This is a genomic window from Stenotrophomonas sp. Ker107b, from assembly GCF_053847245.1.
The window spans coordinates 1,674,386-1,692,264 of record NZ_JBSPHX010000001.1; the positions used below are offsets into that span (position 1 = coordinate 1,674,386).

General features: G+C 61.8%; 17 protein-coding genes and 1 tRNA gene. 10 read left to right on the plus strand and 8 right to left on the minus strand.

Annotated elements, in window-relative coordinates:
- Positions 1-343 precede the first annotated feature (343 nt).
- Positions 344-700: a hypothetical protein gene (locus ACWV8V_RS07630; protein ID WP_259259666.1), complete on the plus strand. Its 357-nt coding sequence runs from the start codon at positions 344-346 to the stop codon at positions 698-700.
- 5 nt (positions 701-705) lie between these two features.
- On the opposite strand, the gene ACWV8V_RS07635 is transcribed toward ACWV8V_RS07630, so the two are convergent.
- Both ACWV8V_RS07635 and ACWV8V_RS07640 read right to left on the minus strand, forming a co-directional pair.
- Positions 706-1,389 (minus strand): thermonuclease family protein, encoded by a 684-nt coding sequence (locus tag ACWV8V_RS07635; protein WP_259260065.1) that lies wholly within the window; start codon positions 1,387-1,389, stop codon positions 706-708.
- Positions 1,390-1,477: 88 nt separating this feature from the next.
- Complete coding sequence (locus ACWV8V_RS07640; RefSeq protein WP_455899372.1) at positions 1,478-2,722, minus strand: MFS transporter; 1,245 nt, start codon at positions 2,720-2,722, stop codon at positions 1,478-1,480.
- A gap of 104 nt (positions 2,723-2,826) precedes the next feature.
- On the opposite strand from ACWV8V_RS07640, the gene ACWV8V_RS07645 reads away from it, so the two are divergent.
- Entirely contained in the window at positions 2,827-3,792 is a 966-nt protein-coding gene (locus ACWV8V_RS07645) for an AraC family transcriptional regulator (protein WP_455899373.1), read from the plus strand.
- Between the two features lie 327 nt (positions 3,793-4,119).
- Here ACWV8V_RS07645 and ACWV8V_RS07650 read toward each other — a convergent pair whose 3' ends face one another.
- The 3 genes from ACWV8V_RS07650 to ACWV8V_RS07660 form a co-directional block, all read right to left on the minus strand.
- The gene (locus tag ACWV8V_RS07650) at positions 4,120-4,881 is read right to left on the minus strand and encodes an AbiU2 domain-containing protein (protein ID WP_455899374.1); all 762 of its coding nucleotides are present in this window, start codon (positions 4,879-4,881) and stop codon (positions 4,120-4,122) included.
- Positions 4,878-5,795 carry a hypothetical protein gene (locus tag ACWV8V_RS07655; RefSeq protein ID WP_455899375.1) on the minus strand — a complete coding sequence of 306 codons (918 nt, stop codon included), beginning with the start codon at positions 5,793-5,795 and terminating at the stop codon, positions 4,878-4,880. Before ACWV8V_RS07655 ends, ACWV8V_RS07650 begins: the two co-directional genes overlap by 4 nt.
- A 271-nt stretch (positions 5,796-6,066) precedes the next feature.
- Positions 6,067-6,846: a DUF6988 family protein gene (locus tag ACWV8V_RS07660; RefSeq protein WP_455899376.1), complete on the minus strand. Its 780-nt coding sequence runs from the start codon at positions 6,844-6,846 to the stop codon at positions 6,067-6,069.
- An 874-nt stretch (positions 6,847-7,720) separates the two neighbouring features.
- Here ACWV8V_RS07660 and ACWV8V_RS07665 point away from each other — a divergent pair.
- From ACWV8V_RS07665 to ACWV8V_RS07690, 6 genes are all read left to right on the plus strand, one after another.
- The gene (locus ACWV8V_RS07665) at positions 7,721-8,809 is read left to right on the plus strand and encodes a hypothetical protein (protein ID WP_455899377.1); all 1,089 of its coding nucleotides are present in this window, start codon (positions 7,721-7,723) and stop codon (positions 8,807-8,809) included.
- 639 nt (positions 8,810-9,448) lie between these two features.
- Positions 9,449-9,928 (plus strand): hypothetical protein, encoded by a 480-nt coding sequence (locus tag ACWV8V_RS07670; RefSeq protein ID WP_455899378.1) that lies wholly within the window; start codon positions 9,449-9,451, stop codon positions 9,926-9,928.
- Between the two features lie 609 nt (positions 9,929-10,537).
- Entirely contained in the window at positions 10,538-10,804 is a 267-nt protein-coding gene (locus ACWV8V_RS07675) for a hypothetical protein (RefSeq protein ID WP_455899379.1), read from the plus strand.
- A gap of 103 nt (positions 10,805-10,907) precedes the next feature.
- Positions 10,908-11,645: a hypothetical protein gene (locus ACWV8V_RS07680; RefSeq protein WP_455899380.1), complete on the plus strand. Its 738-nt coding sequence runs from the start codon at positions 10,908-10,910 to the stop codon at positions 11,643-11,645.
- Between the two features lie 205 nt (positions 11,646-11,850).
- Positions 11,851-12,762 (plus strand): DUF6216 family protein, encoded by a 912-nt coding sequence (locus ACWV8V_RS07685; RefSeq protein WP_455899381.1) that lies wholly within the window; start codon positions 11,851-11,853, stop codon positions 12,760-12,762.
- 111 nt (positions 12,763-12,873) lie between these two features.
- A protein-coding gene (locus ACWV8V_RS07690) for an IS3 family transposase (RefSeq protein ID WP_455899382.1) occupies positions 12,874-13,987 on the plus strand; the annotation gives its coding sequence in 2 pieces (ribosomal slippage) (positions 12,874-13,127 and positions 13,126-13,987; 1,116 coding nt in all).
- A 541-nt stretch (positions 13,988-14,528) separates the two neighbouring features.
- Here ACWV8V_RS07690 and ACWV8V_RS07695 read toward each other — a convergent pair.
- A tRNA-Ser gene (locus tag ACWV8V_RS07695) sits at positions 14,529-14,618 on the minus strand.
- A 72-nt stretch (positions 14,619-14,690) separates the two neighbouring features.
- Positions 14,691-15,683, minus strand: coding sequence for a LysR substrate-binding domain-containing protein (locus tag ACWV8V_RS07700; RefSeq protein ID WP_019184298.1), 993 nt, complete (start codon positions 15,681-15,683; stop codon positions 14,691-14,693).
- 126 nt (positions 15,684-15,809) lie between these two features.
- Here ACWV8V_RS07700 and ACWV8V_RS07705 point away from each other — a divergent pair, with 126 nt between their 5' ends.
- Entirely contained in the window at positions 15,810-16,391 is a 582-nt protein-coding gene (locus ACWV8V_RS07705; protein WP_259261645.1) for an FMN-dependent NADH-azoreductase, read from the plus strand.
- Between the two features lie 93 nt (positions 16,392-16,484).
- Here the strand turns inward: ACWV8V_RS07705 and ACWV8V_RS07710 are convergent, their stop codons facing one another.
- Positions 16,485-17,147: an OB-fold putative lipoprotein gene (locus ACWV8V_RS07710; protein WP_259261644.1), complete on the minus strand. Its 663-nt coding sequence runs from the start codon at positions 17,145-17,147 to the stop codon at positions 16,485-16,487.
- Between the two features lie 322 nt (positions 17,148-17,469).
- On the opposite strand from ACWV8V_RS07710, the gene ACWV8V_RS07715 reads away from it, so the two are divergent.
- Positions 17,470-17,829, plus strand: coding sequence for an SH3 domain-containing protein (locus ACWV8V_RS07715; protein ID WP_455899383.1), 360 nt, complete (start codon positions 17,470-17,472; stop codon positions 17,827-17,829).
- The last annotated feature ends 50 nt before the right edge of the window (positions 17,830-17,879 follow it).

Here is a 17,879-nt window from a genome sequence, read left to right on the forward strand (position 1 = left end):
TTACGTTTCTTCAGCCGCTTCCGCAGACTGTTTCTCTGCACGCACCCGAAGCGCTACTGACGCCATTTCCTTCCCCTGGATTATCCGCGTGGTTTCGACTCTATCCCGGCCGGAGGATACGTACAACCACACAAAGCAATGGGACATTTACCTGTCCCGATTCGTTCCTGGCGAATCCGTCAAACCCGCGTGGCGTCGGCACCCGTTGCAGAGCCGTCGAAGCTCCTGCTCCAGCACCTACACGCGCCTGGCTGCTGCTGCGCATCCCCGTGCCAGTGCGAGTCATACACCGTCAACGCAACAGTGGCATCCTGCATCTTCGTGCGGGAGACCAACAATGCGGATGACGGGAAATTCCATTGCAGCAACTGCTGTCACGCTGAAGGTCGGCGTGGTGTTCTGGGTGCTGGTGGCCTGGCGGACGCCCGGGGGCGAGCCTTGGGACGCGCCTGCGTTCTGGACCGTCGTCTATCCCATCGCATTGGCCATTGCCGCAGTGCTAGGCGCCTGTTTCCCCCGGAAGGCGTGGCTATGGGGACTGTTGCTCATGGCGCTGCAGGTGCCGGTGGTGGTCGTGATGTCGGGCGTTGGTCCGTTGTTGCTGGCCGGGCTGGTATACGCGCTGGTCCTCGCGCTGCCTGCGATGGCCATCGCGGCAGCGGCGGGCGCGCTGCGTCGCCGCCTGCATGGGAGGGGTTGAGACGCTCAGCGCTTCGCCGGCTGCCACCCTGCGCGCATGGCATCCGCAGGGCTGCAGAACATGCGCTCGCCGCGGCTCAGGTCGATGCTCGTGCGTTCGTAGTCCCGCTGGCCTGGCACGTGGTAGATCTTCCTGCCTTCGCGGGAGATGTTGCCCTTGATGCGGCATCCTCCCGCCGCCGGCGGAGCGGCCACCGGGGATTGTCGTGCCGTCTGCTCACGCTTGCTGCGACGATAGTCAGCTGGCATCTGGAACGGCCCCTGCCAGAGGTTCCGCTGGTGCTGGCGCGCGTCGGCTTCATCTGGGATGAATGCCGTCGCATATTCGCGATACGCGACCGCCCAACCCGCGCGCACCATCCGCCGATTGACCGACTGCCCTTGGACAAAGCACTCCGCCACCACCCGGCCGTAGCGGTCCGTGTCCTTGGGCTGGCAACGAACGGTCTTGTCCAGCACATAGCCGTCCAGCGCAGCAGCGGACCGTCGGCCACAGGGCCATGGACGTCCGTCGTTGGCGGTGCATTGCTGGGCGCTCTCCGGCGCATCGATGCCCCACAGGCGAATGCGCTGCTTCGCCACGGTGAGCGTGTCCCCGTCCGTGACCGTCGCGCGGCCGACCAGCTCTGCTGCCATGCCAGGAACCGAAGCCAACACCAAGAACAACACCACCAGAGCTTTCAACATCATCAACAACAACGTCCTCTAAGCGCATGCTCGTATGCGGGCGCCAGTTCAAACAGGGTGCGACACTCTAGCGGAAGTGGTCGACTGTCGGCTAACTATGAAACGCCGGGCCTGCCGACAACGTCGGCGAGCTCACCCTGACCCGCAACGCAATGAGCAGGCTGGCCAGGAGCATCACTGCCGCGGCAACGGTAAGGACTGCCACGATGCCCCCCAGCCCGAACACCAGGCCGCCCAAGGCGGCTCCCGCTGCGATGGACGACTGCACCGCAGCAACCACCATCCCGCCGGCACTCTCGGCCTGATCGGGTACCGCACGCGCGACCCAGCTCGACCAGGCAACAGGCACGCCACCGAAAGCCAGTCCCCAGAGCGCGACCAGGATCGAAAGCCCGCCAACGCCCACCGGCAACAACACCATGCCAAGCGCGGCGACGCCAACCATGGCAGGCATGATCACCAACGTGACTTTCAGACTGCGCTCCATGAGCCAGCCGGCCAGGAGTGTGCCGACAAAGTTCGCCACACCGAATCCGAGCAGAATCAGCGCGAGGCCATCAGCGCTCATCTGCCCCAAGCTCTCCAACGTTGGGCGGATGTAAGTAAAGAGCGAGTACTGACCGGTGTGCGCCAGAACGCAGCCCAGCATTCCGACCGCAATGCCTGGCCGGCGCAACAGGCCCACCACCGACTCTGGGAGCGCCGCCTTGCGCGGCGCCATTCGGGGCAGCGTGAACCACTGGAACGCAAACGTGAGTCCCCCTACCGCCGTCGCGGCCCAGAAAGCGCTGCGCCAGCCCAGCAACCCGCCGAGGTAGCTCCCCAAAGGAACCGACACCACCGTGCCGACCGCAATGCCACTGAAGATGATGGACAGCGCGCGAGGCACGCGCTGTGGCGGCACCAACCGCATGGCCACGGCCGCTGCCATGCTCCAGAACCCGCCCAGCGCGATGCCCAGAAGGACACGCATCACCAGGAGCACTCCCATGCTGGAAGACAGCGCCACCAAGGCGTTGGAGAGGATCATCAGACCCGTGAAGCTCAACAGCACCACGCGCCTGTCCATCAAACGGGTCAGCCGTGGCACAAGCAGGCCGGCGAACAATGCCACGACAGCGGTGACTGTCACTGCTTGACCGGCCAGCGCCTCCGACACCCCCAGGTCCGCCGCCATCGGCGTCAACAGGCTGGCAGGCAGATATTCCGCCGTGAGCAGCCCAAAGACCCCCATGGCCAGCGAAAACACCGCCACCCATGCCGATGAAGACGGCTCCCCGCTCTCCCTGGCCACAGAATCAGGCGTGTTCGCGGCATCAACTACGTTATTGCTCATCACAGATCCCAGTGCATTGGTGCAGCCGAGAGTCTAGGGAGCCAGGTCAGGATGATCTATGATTGTCCAACCTGTATTTTTGATCGAAACCCCGAGCCGTCTCAATGAGCCACGCTCCACCCCAGTCCACCGACCTGATCAGCGAGCTGCTGACCGGCATGCGACTGCATGGCGTTCAATACCGACGCATCCAGACCGGGCCGACCTTTGGACTTGGATTCCTCCCGAAGCCAGGCCATGCCTACTTCCATTACCTGGCAGTGGGCAGTGCGATCCTTCGAGGCGCGGACGGCAGCCAACACGTTCTCTCCGCCGGGGATGTCGTGCTTCTTCCCCGCGGAGAAGGCCACGCGCTGCTGTCGGGCGAGGACCATCCCGTCCAGTGTCTGGAAACGATAGACGCCGCCCCACTGGGCGACGCGGTGAGCGGGATAGACACATGCCCGAGCACACATGCCGTGCCAAGCGCAGTGCTTTTCCACGGATGCATGCTGTTTGATCTGGGTGGCATGCAAGGATTGAGCAAGTTGATGCCGGCGGTGATGTTGGCTGATGGCAACGCCACTGCGTTTCCTGGACTCTTGCCGATGGTCGACGCGATGAAGCGCGAGGTGTGCTCCGGACGCATTGGCTATGCAGGCATACTCGCCCGGCTGGCGGATGCCGTCGCGGCCATGATCGTGCGTGACTGGGTCGAGCGCGGTTGCGACGGCGCATCCGGCCTGGTCATGGCCATGCGCGACCCTCGTCTGTCGCTGTCGTTGCTTGCCCTGCACAGAGACCCCGGGCGTGACTGGACCGTCGAAGCGCTGGCTGCAGAATCCAACATCTCGCGATCTGTCTTTGCAGACCGGTTCCAGAGTGTGATTGGAACCGCGCCCCTGCGATACGTGACTGAGCTGCGAATGCAATTGGCGAGTCAATGGCTGACTCAGCAAAGCCTATCCATCGAGGTGGTGGCAGAGCGCCTTGGCTACGCGTCGCAGGCTGCTTTCAGTCGCGCGTATAAGCGTGTCATGGGGCACTCGCCTGGCGCGACTCGGCGGGGGCGCCGGTTGGCCTCGGCATAGGGGCAGTTTGGGGGCCGTCGCTCAAGCGGCCTGGGCATCTTGAATGGGCGGTTATCGGTGACTGATCGCGTCGAAGCGCGCCGTCTTTGTTCGAACGCGATCAGCGGTAGTGCGTCGCGCCCCTTTTGGAGCACTTCATGCGGAGGGCTGATCGGTGGCCTGGGCTTGGTGGGTGCATCCATGCATCCTTTCAAGTTCAAAGTGGCAAAGCTGCGGATTTCCAAAACCGGCCGGAGGCAATGCCCTCGCACCAATGGTGCTTTTCAGAAGGCAGATGGCTTGGCCACTTGCGGCCACCTCTGGGCTTTCCCTTGCTTTGCTTTCAAATCAAATCCCAGCCAAGCTTTTCCACATCGCCTTGCCTCGGGCTTCGTGAACCGACGCGTATTGCTGTGGATCCCAACAGGTTCCGGTCAAGAGCAGCCCCAGCTCGGCCACGGTGGCTTGGCAACGATCGCCAAAAGCCAAGACCTCACTGAAGGTCAACCCAAGCGTGTTGATGTCAAAGGCGCGGGGCTCCTCGTCCAATTTGCGCATTTCCAGGTGGGCGTGGTGCTTGTCCCGCAGTGTCTTGATTTTCGCTGCCACGGGATCAGCCGCAAGGATCACCATTTCATTGAAGACCTTTTCCCAGCCACTATCGAAGCGCGAGTAATTCTCGTCCCGATCGCTCTGCCTGAACCTCTCTTGGAAAAAAGCTGAGCTTTCGGGCGGCAGGTCGCCAATCGGATCGTGGTGAAAGTGATCGAACATTCGCCCGTAGCGCTCCCGGTAGTGTTCCTTGATCGCGGGATCTGCTTGGAGCTTGCGCCAGAGGTTGGCTAGGCTACCGGACCGCGAATGGTTGTCCAGAAAAAGCCGTGACTGATCGCGCACTAGGTCTTGTCCAAGAAGCGGCGCCAAGTGGTTCCAGGCATTGGCACCCGGCGTCTTGTCCAGCTTAGCTTTCAGCCCTGCCTGAATCTCGGGGTCTTGAATGAGTGGGGACAGAATGTGCCGGCGTTCGTCGAGGATGTGGCACTCCTGCGTGAGCACGCGAACGAATCCATTGATTTGGCGAATGCGTTGGTCCAGTTCATCGGATTTCATTCCTGCTCCGCCTCCGCCGGCATCTGCTGGAACCGCACATTCAGCCGCTTGATGAGCGCTCGGGTTTCCGCGTTCGGAGCGCGCGTGCAAACCAGCACCGCCTCCCCGTTGGGCACGTGGCGGATCGCCTTCTGCTCGGCCCGGACAATGGCGCGGTACTTCACCGCTTGGTAGACGCCTCGCTGGAGCTCGTCCTCCGAGCACTTGCTGGTTTTCACTTCCACCGCCAGGCGATGCTTGCCGTTGTCGAACTGAGTGTCCAACCGATCGCCAGAACTCAAGAGCTTCTCGTTCGTGCCCGCGGTGAAATCGCCGTAGTTCATGAACTCCTCCGGATGGTTGGCCACCCAGCGTTTAAGCGCTCGGTGTTCGGCGCTCTCGGTACCACCGCCCTGTTGGACCTTGGGCAAGGGAATGGGAGCATTGGAGGAAACCTCTGCCACCGGCCCGGTCGCCGGGGCAAGCATCGTGGCCCCAAGAGCACGGGCGACCCTGTCCCAGTCCGGATACGTGAACACGTCTTCCATGGCCTCACGAAGGTACACCCTGCGATCGTCTTCCGTGTCCAGCTTCTTCCCCGCGAAGTAAGCCGGCGAAATCGTTATGGCGCCCTCTCCTGGGTGCCTCGTGGCCTTGTTAACCACGATTGTGTGCAGGGGTGGAATCGGTTTGCCCCACTGCTCGCTCAACCACTGGAGCGCCTGGGCCACACCGCCAGCCACAGTCCCGTAAAGATCTTTTCGGGGTTTGATGTCGTGGCCGTAGTTGTCATGGAGCTCTTGGGCCAAGTCGCTATACGAATGGGCCTCTCCCTCTTGGGCCCATCGGATGAGGATGGGCAGGGCATCCGGAATGACCTCGCTCCTCCACTTCGTCCGCGCGAACTCCACCATTGACCAGTCAAACTTTTCCATCCCCATACCTGCTCCTTGGTTGTTGACCCATGGTAGCGGTAGGGCTTGGACTGCGAAACGACAAGGACCGGTCTCCCCTCCCCTTTCGTCAGTCCTCGTTGGGCAGCATGATGCTGACCACAGGCTCCAGGGCGTTTCCGGGCCCACACAGTGCCTTCAAGGTGATGCCTGAATCGAGGATTCGCAGACCTCCGATTGCAACTCTCCCCGCCAGCGATCGTTGGCGGGGTACAGAGCAGCGCGACAATGAGTGTCCGGTCCTTTACGGCGGCTAACCCAGCTCTTCCATGCGAGCTTTCCTCCGTTGCATGTAGTGCAACATCCCGCTGGCACACTGCTCAACAACGGAGCTTTCCTCAAAGGCCCCAACCCCAACCGCGGTCAGTGCCGCAATGACGCACAAGTTGGTGGTGGCCACCGCGTTGACGGTGGTCTGAAACAAAATGGCCGCTGGCACATGTGCGCCGATCTGCCCGTTAGGGTCTTGATACATCACCCGAATGGCCTTCCCGCCATGGACCAGTCCGCAAAGAGGGTCCCACGAGTTGGTCACCGTCCGAGCAAGCTTCTGAGGCTCGTCGTCGTGCCCGATCCGTGCCATGGCCTGCTCCACGTCGCCGGCCAGGTCTTTGAGGGCAATAGCCACCCACTTTCCTTTCTCGTTCTTCTTTCGGGGGCCGCGATCTTCCTGGAGAAAGTCCTCCAGCTGTTCGTCGTCTGCGAGAAACTGGACAAACACCGCCCGCAGGAACTGCTCAATCTGGGAGCGGTGCATCGCCAAGGCCACCGCAGGAAGATCGATGGGATGGGTCTCCAAGAGGAACAGCAACGCCCGGCCGTAGTCCATCGACGCCCTCAACAGCTGGAAGGTCACCCGGTGGCGCTCGCTGTCGGCAGGAACGGTGATACGGGCCATGCAGGACATGTTCAATTCCAGGCTCGCTTTGGCCTCTCTGGCCTCCCGTGCAATGTCAAAAGCTGTGGGATGGCGCTTGGCAGCGCGCGCGTCCAGTGCATCGCGGATCGCATCCTTCAACGAATTCTGCGTCATGTCCTTTGCCTTTCACTCCCGGATTTCAAAAGATGCCTCAGAGCTGCGGCACGATCTTCCCAGCGATCCACGTTCCAGGATGGATGGTAGACCCAAGTCATCCACGCCCATCCGTTGCCGTAATCGAGAGACCATACGTGGCGCTCCTCCAGATAGCGCCGCCTCCTGCCCTCGGAGTTGGCATGGCTCGCATGGAAGCTTGGCTGGTCCGACGGCTTCCCGTGATCGAATCTTCGCCAAGCAGTGCGCCCAAGAACGAGTATCACGTCTGGCTGGAGAATGGGTAGGACCACCTCTACCAGCACTCGCCCCCCTTGGTTGAAGTCGGTTCCAGACGGACGGTGTCCAGCTCTCGTGCCGGCAAAGCGCTGGGACAAGTTGCAAAATGCCACCTGCCGCCAAGCTTGAGCGGCATCCACGAGACTTGGGCTACTTTGGCCTGTCAGGAGGCGATCCAGCTCATCCAAAGAACTTGCCACCGCCTTTTCTCTCGCAAGTCTCCATGTCCCCAAATGTTTCGCGAGTGAAAGGACGAGTAATGACCGGGTCGTCGGTCCACCCAGCCTCTCGGTAATGGGACTCGCCCAGTAGCAAGACGCGGCGCCCTTCAACTCCCTTCAAGTAGCCGCGGCCCACGTAGGGCACGAAGGGCACCTCAGCCGGCCACGCTTCCATGTTCAACTCAGCCGGATCATCCATGCCATTGACCTTCGTATGATGGTGTCAGGCTACTCCACACCGTGCTGCCACGCACGATGGCACGCCATCCCATGCCATCCCATTTTTCCGCCACATTTAGCCGACAAAAAGCTCTTGCATACCTTTCGCACGTGCTTTAACTGTATGGGCCTTCAAGGATCATGCAGGGGCCCCCATGACAACTCACCACGGCTGGCAGGCGTGCCGCGCATGCCATGCACCAGGGCTTGATGTGCGCGTGGAGGGGGACTGGCACCTCCGTGCCAATCCCGGCTACTGGGGAACCAGCGCCCCTAAAACCTTGGTCCTGGGATTTTCCAAGGGGGCCACTCAATTTGCCGCCGCCCAACATGGGAGCTTCGACGGGGTCGCCTTCGCAGGTGCTATGCGCCCTCGCCTCGCAGCCGTGTTGCACGAGCTTGGGGTCGATCTGGGTGGGCAAACGATCAACGACGCCCTGACCGCCGAAAGTCGCCACGTGGGCGCCGCCTCCTTGGTGCGCTGTGGGTTGTCGGTGATGGAGAACGGCAAGCTAGTCAGCAGTGGCACCATCATGCCCAAGGCCATGCGTTCGTCGTTGCCTTTGGAAGCCATGAAAACATGCGTGGCGCGCCACCTGGACCCGTTGCCTGACAGCGTGGAGCGCGTGGTCTTGTTGGGGACCACCGATGCCTACATGAAGGGGGTCAAGGCGCTCATACGCCAACAGTTCAACGACTTCCAAGACCTCAACGCCGTGGCCTTTCGCGCCCAGGGCCGGACGTGGGTGTTTGCCTCGCACCCCAGCCCAGCCAACGGCACTTTTCAAGCATGGATCTACGGTGACGCTGCCACCGAACCCGGCCGCAAGAAACAGCTGGCGCTCCAAGCGTTGGGCCACAAGGCCCCAGCGCAGCACCTGCCAACCCCGCCTTGCCTGGCGCCGGCACTGATCCAGCCGTCCACGCCGCCAGTGCCGATTTCGCCATCCAAGGCGTCCAACGACCACCGTTTTGCCCGAGCCTTCCATCTGGTTCGCCACGACGGAAGGGTGATCGTCCCGGTGCGGATGAGGGACCGAGCCACGGGAAACGTGGCGTTCCGGGTGGCCAAGATGGGCAACACCAAAGATGGTCAGCGCGAAATCTACGACGAAGTGGAGTTGTTGAGCTTGTGCGAGAGTGGGCAATTCCAGGTGCGCGCCCAACCGTTGGACAAGTCCACGCCGGCCAACTTTGCTCGGCCGCTGCTCAACCACCGGATCGTGAAGACCCCTGCCCATTGATCGCCGCACGGCGCGCCAAGCCTTCGTGAAGCAACAGGCGCGTTAGTTCGCTGGCGCGTAGCCCCTCCCGGACTGCCACCTGCTCCAGCCAGTCTTTCAGCTCCCGTGGCACGCGAACGGCCATCTGCACGTAGGGTGGCCGGCTCATGAAGACAAGCTCGCCAAGGTGAGCACCCACGCCAACGCCAAGCCGCTTCGTCAGTCCCCAATAAACATGTTTCCCCCTTTCGCATCGTTGGTCTGTGTCAGACGCACGCATCGCGAACGTCATACGTTTGGGATACACCTGCACGAAAAACCCGCAAGGGGATCGCTTTGACCAAAGACAAGAACCGGGAAAAGAGCCCGGTATTCAGGAAGTGAAACGAAGGAAATCAATGCCCCTTCAGGTGAACCACCCGCGATCAACGCGGTCCAGGACGTGGTCTTTGCCGAACGTGGGGGCAGCGTCTTTGGGCCCAGCTCGGTGTCTGTGAGCCCGGCGTCGCCGCTGGAAGACGCTACGGCACATTGCGATACTTGCGTCACATAAGGGGGAGCACATGGGTATCGAACGGAAGTTCCAGAGCTACGGCGCCCAGCTGGTCAATCGTGCGTTGGGCGGTTTCCGCGGTCACCGCTGATCCGCGAGAGGTGGTGGTGAGCCTCTGGCAACACAAAATCGTCGAGCGCGACGGACGGTGGTTCTACGATGATTCGCTCGCGCGGTGGACCGGCGCGGGCAAGAACTTGCTCAAGGAGCACCTGGGCGTGGCCTACCGCGAAGGGTTGCGGTTGCGGGCCGTGGTCGCGACCAAACACAATCGCGCCGAGCGCGAACGGGATTCAGACAAGGCCCCGCGCAAAACGTTCAAGGCACGCCCCGACTGGGTCGGCCATGTGGCGCTGCTGGACGGCGACCATTTCGTGCTAGCGTTCGACCACGTCGGCGAGACGGCCACCACCCCCGCAGGGGTGAAGTATTGGCGGGTTGCGTACGCTCCTACTCTGAGGACGTTACGCCTGTCGGCGAACCACGCAACGTGCCGTAGGGATTTTCTGAAAAACTCCCCGTGCCGTAAACGCACCGCCTCCCCAACGACGCCCCTGCATCCCCTCTCCATTAAGGCCGGCTCCTGACGCCCGTTAAACCTTCGTTTCCAATGATGCCCAACCATTGGCATGCCGGAACTGGTGGCCCCGGTGCAACCAGCCCAAAGCTCCCACAGGATAGGTCCTACGAGGACCATCGCCACGTCGCTTGCTCGCCACCAACGATTAAACGCGTCTGGCAAGCGCTCACCCGGAGTGTCGTCCGTGCCTATCCTATTGTTTCCCCCGCCTGGATCCACCGATGCCAGCACTGCACTGCAACGCCCTCGCCCTAGACATGAACAGAACTCTCATTGAGTCCAGGACCCTTGTCGAGCACGTGCTTGGCTTGTTCTCTGCCAAACACGGGTTGGACTACGAGGAGGCAAGAGCAAGGGCTCACGGAATGCAGACCAACGACTTGTCAGACACTACATAGGCGACGCAGACGCGGCTCTCTAAGAAGCCAAGATCTTGGAGCGCTACGAGGAAGATCACGTCGAAGGCATCGCTGCCCCCCCCCTGGCGCTGCCTGGCTACTGCGCTCGCTTCCGCCGTCTCTAGTCGCCTAGGTAACCTCGGCCGACCAAAAGCTTGCGCGAAATCGTATGAACGCAACAGAGCTCCAACTGCCGACGACAGCGGTCTTCGCTGAGGATGCCAATCCTGGCAAGCCCAATCCGTTTTGCTCAGCTCAGCGCCAAGCGGCTCGAACTCGACGCCAAGGACTGTGTGGTCATTGAAGACGCTCGCGATGGGATCGAGGCTGGCCTTGCAGCAGGAGTCTTCGTCTTGAATGTTGGTCCGCGACACCCCGGCGAAATCGCTCGCGTCATCGAGATTGCCTCGTTGGAAGAACTCACAATCGAAGTCATTGGATGTGCCCTTAACATCGGCTATGTTGAGCGCAACACCAACCTGTAGTTACTCGCATTAGGATGCGTGCTGACAGCGCTCCATGTGTAATGGCAGGCGACGCGTTGTGAACCTCTCTACCGCTGTCTCGCTATTCCATGGAAGGATGCCAATGAACACTACCGCGACACCTGCCGCTCAGCTATCTGTCCCCACTGAGAAGTCAGGCCCCAGCGCATTGATGACGCTGGCCACCATTGCCGGCGGCCTGGTGGCATTAGCCACGCTGCTTGGATTTGTTCTTCATGGATGCGGCCATGTGGCATACAGCACTTACCTCAATGACTGGGGCGTGCAAGAGGGCCTGTTCCCACAGACGGCGGATTGGAAGGTTGTTCGGGGCTACTACGCCATCGTGCTCCAAGGCAGCCAACTGATCTCTGATATCCCTTGGCTCCTTGTCTTCTACGCGTTCTGTGGCATGACTATAGCCATCTTTGTCGCAAACCTGCCCACCGTTCAACGCACAGCGTTTCACGATTGGTTTGCAGCACGAGCATTCTGGGTCCGCGAGCCGGTCAAAGCGATGGTGGGATCCGCCGCCGTGCTCTATGTGGCGTTAACGATGACTTTGATCGGCACACTTCTCGCCCTCATCCCTGGGTGGCTTGGTGAACGGGCCGGGCATCATCAAGCCTTGAAAGAGCGCGAAGCGATCAAAAACGAGGACGGCGCCAAGCTTCCTTCTGCTGAGCTCTGGCGAGACGGAAAGAAAGAGGTCAGCGGCAAGATCATCGCTTCATCCGAGGCGATGGTTGCCATCTATGACCAAAACCTTGACTTGGTTCGCACGCTCGAAAGCACTGGGTATGAGATCCGATCAGGGAAAACACCAGTTACTGGGAAGTGAGCGCACCTCCGTCAGATGGGCCTCAGCACTGCCCTGAGAGCGAACCACTAACCCTTGTGGCGACCCAAGCAGTGGCTGGCAGATCTATCCGACCTGCAGACCCTTGTCGTCCTGTCTTGCACCTCAAGATTTCGCGTCAGCAGTCGCTAACGAGCTACCGCTACTGCATGGACGCACAATGGAAACGACTGCGACTTGGAAAGAGATGTTCACGCTGCTTGAAGCGGCCGTGACATTGCTGGCGCTGCCCTGCGCCGCACTCTTTCTCTGCTACATATCGGGAACGCTTCACCCGCTTCGAAATCGATTGATGCGGCTTTTCATCAGCCGCGACGATGTGGAGCACGGCGCCATTCGAGACAGTATTTCTGACCGCTCCGCCGTTGTTTCCTTCGGCATGATCTACGGCATCCATCTGGATACCACGGCCGAAGTCGAGTCAATGATCAAGGGCGCGCAAACGCACAACGTGCCGCTTCACCTCATTGGCGCGGCGGGCAGCGCATTTGATCGTGAGGCACTTGCAGTCAAACCGCACAAGTCGCCTGGCAAGTGGGGAGACGCGATGAGCAGCATCGCGCTCATGATCTTCTACTTGGCGACAGCATGCCTTCTGTTGGGAGCCTTTAGCAGCGAGGTTTTGATCCGCATTAAGGACACCGACACGCTTCTGCGGGTGGCCACAAAAGGTGATGAGGGCACTGCTCACGGCATCTTCCGTGACAAGGACCTTACTTTCTCGCAGCGAGAATGCGCCGCTCTTACTCAGCCGATTGAGATTGAGCCCTTCGTTGACGATGAAGCACGCTACAACTTGTCGGTGCTTTGCGCGATCTGGACCTTGCCGGTCGAGCGAAAAGAACTCACGGAGTCGCTGCCCGTGCAGCGCACTGCATTCGGTGCAGCCGCATTGGTGACCTTCATGTTCCTGCTGGCGTGCTGGCGCTCGTTGCTCAAACGATTTGCAATCCGAAAGCTAGAGCGCAGGACCGGCCTTGCGCGACTGCCAGTTGCTTCCACCTCACAGCGCCAGTTCGTGCTGCGAATTGGGAAATTGTTTTATCTACGCTACGGCAAAGAACAGACTCCTTCCCATGGCTCACATACGCAAGAGTAGTTAACCCGAAGGAGACGAACGGGGTCGGTGCGGGCAGTGCGTAAGCTCCCCCGGCAGCCAGACACCCGATAAGTAGAACTTTCTGGCATCGTTAACCAGCCAGGAGGTTGCATGCGCACATCAAAATTCACCGAGACGCAGATCATCACGATCCTCAAGCAGGGCGATGCCGGGCTTGCGGTGAAGGATCTATGTCGCCAGGCCGGCATCAGCACGGCGACGTATTACCAGTGGAAGAGCAAGTACGGCGGGCTTGAGGCGTCCGAGCTTCGTCGAGTCAAGGACCTCGAAGCTGAGAACGCCAAGCTCAAACGCATGTATGCGGAAATGGCGCTGGACAACGCGGCGCTGAATGACCTGATCGCGAAAAACTGTAGGGCCGGGTCAGAAGCGTGAGGCAGTGCGTTTCCTCACCGAGGTGCACGCGCGCCCCCTGAGCCGGTCGTGCGGTTACGTGGGTTTGTCTCGTGCGGCCTGGTATGCGCCGCCACTGGACTGGACCGTGCGCGATGTGGAGTTGATCTCGGCATTGGCCAGGCTGGTCGAGGAGCGGCCCAGTCGAGGTTTCTGGAAGTGCAGCGATCAACTACGCAAGAAGCGACCGGACTGGAATCCGAAGCGGATCTATCGGGTATACAAGGCGATGAAGCTCAACCTGAGAAGAGCGGCCAAGCGCCGTCTGCCAAAGCGCGAGCGGGTGCCGCTGTATGTTCCCAGGCATCCAGATACCGTCTGGTCGATGGACTTCATGAGTGACGCGTTGGCCTGTGGCAAACGACCCCGAACGTTCAATGTGGTCGACGACTTCAACCGCGAGGTGCTGCATATTGAGGTGGATACATCACTCAACTCTGGTCGCTTGGTGCGCGTTTTCGAGCAGCTCAAACGTGATCACGGATTACCGCAGGTTCTACGGTCGGACAATGGCCCTGAGTTCCTGGGCGAAGCATTTACCCAGTGGGCCAAACTCAGCGGCGTGGCGCTGCGATACATCCAACCTGGCAAGCCCAACCAGAATGCCTTCATCGAACGCTTCAACCGCACGTTCCGTGAGGAGTTGTTGGATCAGCACCTCTTCGCACGCCTTGAGGACGTACGCGAGGCAGCGCATTGGTGGATGATCGATTGCAACGAGATTCGTCCACATGACTGGCTCAGCGGCATGAGCCCCGTCGAGTACCGTACCGCTCACACCAGAAGCTCTACTTTAGAAATGTCTGCTTGACGGGGGAGCTTACGCATGCACCCAACCCTTCCGCGCTTTGCGCTCCAGGGCCAGCCATTCGGCTGTCCGGATTCGCTCCGGGCGAATCCGTCGAACCCGCGTGGCGTCGGCACCCTCTTCTCTCCACCAGATACGCAAAACGCCCCTTCCGGGGCGCTCCGTGCTAATAGCGATCGGTGGCCTGGGATTGTTGGGTGCATCCATGCACCCAACCCTTCCGCGCTGCGCGCTACAGGGCCAGCCATTCGGCTGTCCGGATTCGCTCCCGGCGAATCCGTCGAACCCGCGTGGCCTCGGCACCCTTTTCTCTCCGCCAGATACGCAAAACGCCCCTGAAGGATCGCTTTGTGCTGATAGCGATCGGTGGCCTGGGATTGTTGGGTGCATCCATGCACCCAACCCTTCCGCGCTGCGCGCTACAGGGCCAGCCATTCGGCTGTCCGGATTCGCTCCCGGCGAATCCGTCGAACCCGCGTGGCCTCGGCACCCTTTTCTCTCCGCCAGATACGCAAAACGCCCCTTCCGGGGCGCTTTGCGTATCTGGCGGAGAGAGTGGGATTCGAACCCACGGAAGGAATGACCCTTCGCCGGTTTTCAAGACCGGTGCCTTAAACCGCTCGGCCATCTCTCCGGTGTGCGGTCCGGCGCTTGGCCGGGGCCGCATTCTCGCATGACAGGCCCGGTTTACCCAAGCCCGCGCGGCTCACCCCGCATCCACCGCCAAGGCACCCAATGCACTGGCCTTGATCTTCTCCTTGGCCCGCTCGCATGCCCCACCGCAGTCCAGGCGCGAAGCCTCCAGCTGCGGCGGCAGGTGCTCGGCCAGGAAGTCGATGAACACGCGCACCGCCGGCAGCAGGCCACGGCGGGAGGCGAACACGGCGTGGCAGATGCCCTGCGGCAGCGACCAGTCCGGCAGCACCACCTCCAGCTCCCCATTGCGCACGGCGTCGGCACAGACGGTTTCCGGCAGCATGGTGATGCCGAAACCGTCCTTGACCATGCTCTGCAGCAGTGGGAAATCGAAGCCGGCCACGCGCGGCTGCAGGTCCACGCGGCGGACCGCACCTTCAGGGCCGTGCAGTTCCCAGCGCTGACGGGCTTCGTCTTCGCTGATGCTCAGGGTGACGTGATTGGTCAGCTCGTCCGGGTCTTTCGGGCGGCCGGCGCGATCGAGGTATTTGGGGCTGGCCACCAGCAGTTCCTGCACCTGGCCGAAGCTGCGCATTACCAGGCTGCCATCGTCATCCAGGCGCGAGCGCACGCGCAGGGCGACGTCGTAGCCTTCGTTGATGATGTCCACGCGGCGGTTGCTGATGTTCAGCTGCAGCCGCACCTTGGGGTACTGCGCCAGGAAGATCGGCAGCAGCTTGGGCAGCTGCATCTGCGCCAGAGAGACCGGCACGCTGGCGCGTACGAGGCCCCGTGGCTCGGCGCTGAGGCGATCCACCACCTCACGCGCGGCCTGGGCCTCGGCGAGCATGGTCTGCGCGTGGCGATGCACGCTGGTGCCGACGTCGGTCACCGCGAAGCGGCGCGTGGAGCGCTGCAGCAGGCGCACGCCCAGGTCGGTTTCCAGCTGGCTGATACGGCGGCTCAGGCGGGATTTGGGGATGCCGAGCGCGCGTTCTGCAGCGGCGAAGCCACCATGATCGACCACCATGGCGAAGTAGTAGAGGTCGTTGAGGTCTTGCATACCGAAGTTCCAGATATAGAACAATACGTGGTATTCAACCACCTTTATTCCAAACAGGCAACAACCTAACCTGATCTCCGTCGGCGGCGCCTTGCCCCGCCCCTCCCCAGATAACAGGTGATTGCCATGAAGCTTCTTCACATCGATGCCAGCGTGCTTGGCGACAACTCGGTTTCCCGCCAGCTCTCCGCCGCCGTGGTCCAGCAGTGGCGCGACCAGGTGCCGGGCCTGGAAGTGAGCTACCGCGACCTCGACGCCCAGCCCGTGGCCCATCTGCGCAGCTCGTCCCTGGCCCAGTCCGACCCGGCCGAAGTGGCCGACGCCGAACAGGTGCTGGCGCAGTTCCTGGCCGCCGACGTGGTGGTCATCGGCTCCCCAATGTACAACTTCAGCGTCGCCTCCACCCTCAAGGCGTGGATCGACCGCCTGGCGGTGGCCGGCCGCACCTTCAAGTACACCGAAAATGGCCCGGTGGGCCTGGCCGGCGGCAAGCGCGTGATCGTGGCCAGCAGCCGCGGCGGCCTGCATACCGGCGCCCCGACCGATTTCCAGGATCCGTACCTGCGCCAGGTGTTCGCCTTCTTCGGCATCGACAACGTCGAGTTCGTGCGGGCCGAGGGCATCGCCTACTCGCCGCAGCACCGGAGCGATGCGATTGCGCAGGCACTGGCCGCACTGCCGCAGCCGGAAGCACTCGCCGCAGCCTGAGCTGTCGCGCGCCACACCGCCCCCTCCCCCTCGTCGTGACGGTGTGCGTGCGTGCTGATGGCCCCTCTCGGGGCCATCATTTTTTACCTGCGATCAACGAAGCTCGCAGTCCCGCGCGACCGGTGAGTTCAGCAGCATCCCGTTGCCTGTGCAGGCGGCGATCACGGCGTCCCCTTTGTGGAGCGCCCCTGCCTCGTCCCGCGACAGGCCGGAGATTGTCACCTGCTCGTTGCTTCCGGCCTTGAGCTGCACCTGCGGTTTGTCCATGAAATCCGTCTGGATGGCCGCCACTTCGCCGGTGATCAGCAGCTGCTTGCCTTTATAAAGGACATCGGCCGCGACCTCGTTGGCCTGGTAGTCCAGATACAGTTGGCGCGCGCCGACTTCCACGGCATCGGCCTGCGCGATATTGATATCGCCGTCACTCCGCTCGTCGGCAGGCGACGGCTCCGCGAGCGGCTCAACGGCTGACCTGCTCATCGAGCTGACCGTGCCGGCAAACACCACCCCGCCCACGAAGTAAATCAGCGGCGACGCGATCAGCGACAGCACCAGCGGAACGATGCCCTTCCACGCGCCGCCCTTGGACATCGCGACGATAGCGAGGATGAAAGCGACCAGGTTGAGTGGCCAGCCAACGAACATGCCGAGCCCCGGGAACGGGATCAAGAAGCACAGCCAGGCCATGATCAGCAGCAGCCACGCGGCGGCACCGGCAGGGTTGGATGGCGGGGTGGGTGTGGCCGCTGCATTCATTGGGGTGTCCTGTGAAAGATTGACGTTGACGACAAGTCTGTTGGCGTTGTCTGGCCGTAGATGGACGGCGGTCACAGCGCACCTGTCGGCGGCTGCGTGCCTCGCTCTACGTGCTGGACCGGGCAGCGTTGTGCGCGAGGTGTTTGATGGTCATCGCCGTCCCCGGCGACGTTCGTCACGACAGCTGTACCGACAGGACGGCACTCCCATTTCCCACATGCCGTGCTGCCCTCTGGGAAGCGCCCGCGATGTCGTATTCAGCACAGTCATTCCATCGCATCCGCCGGTAAGCTGAGCGCCCCTCCAAACCGGCCAGATACGCATGGACTATCGCGTCACGGCAATGCACCGCAGCGAATTCCCGCACCCGATCACTCTGCACCCCGGCGACGCACTGCAGGTCGGCGAGCGTTATCAAGGGCCCGAAGGGTGGGACAACTGGTATCTGTGCCAGACGCCCGGGCAGGACGCTGGCTGGGTGCCCGCGCAGGTGATCGGCAGGAACGCACGGGGCGATGCCGTGGCAGCCGAGGCGTATTGCGCGCGCGAACTGGATGTCGACGTGGGCCAGCTCGTGCGGGGTGAGCGCGTGCTCAATGGCTGGGTGTGGTGCGAGGTGGTGGGTGGTGATACGTCTGGTTGGGTGCCGTTGGGCGTGTTGACGCCGATGACGCCCCGGTAGCGCCAACAAAAAACCCGCCTTCCGGCGGGTTTTTTTCAAGCGTCACGGCG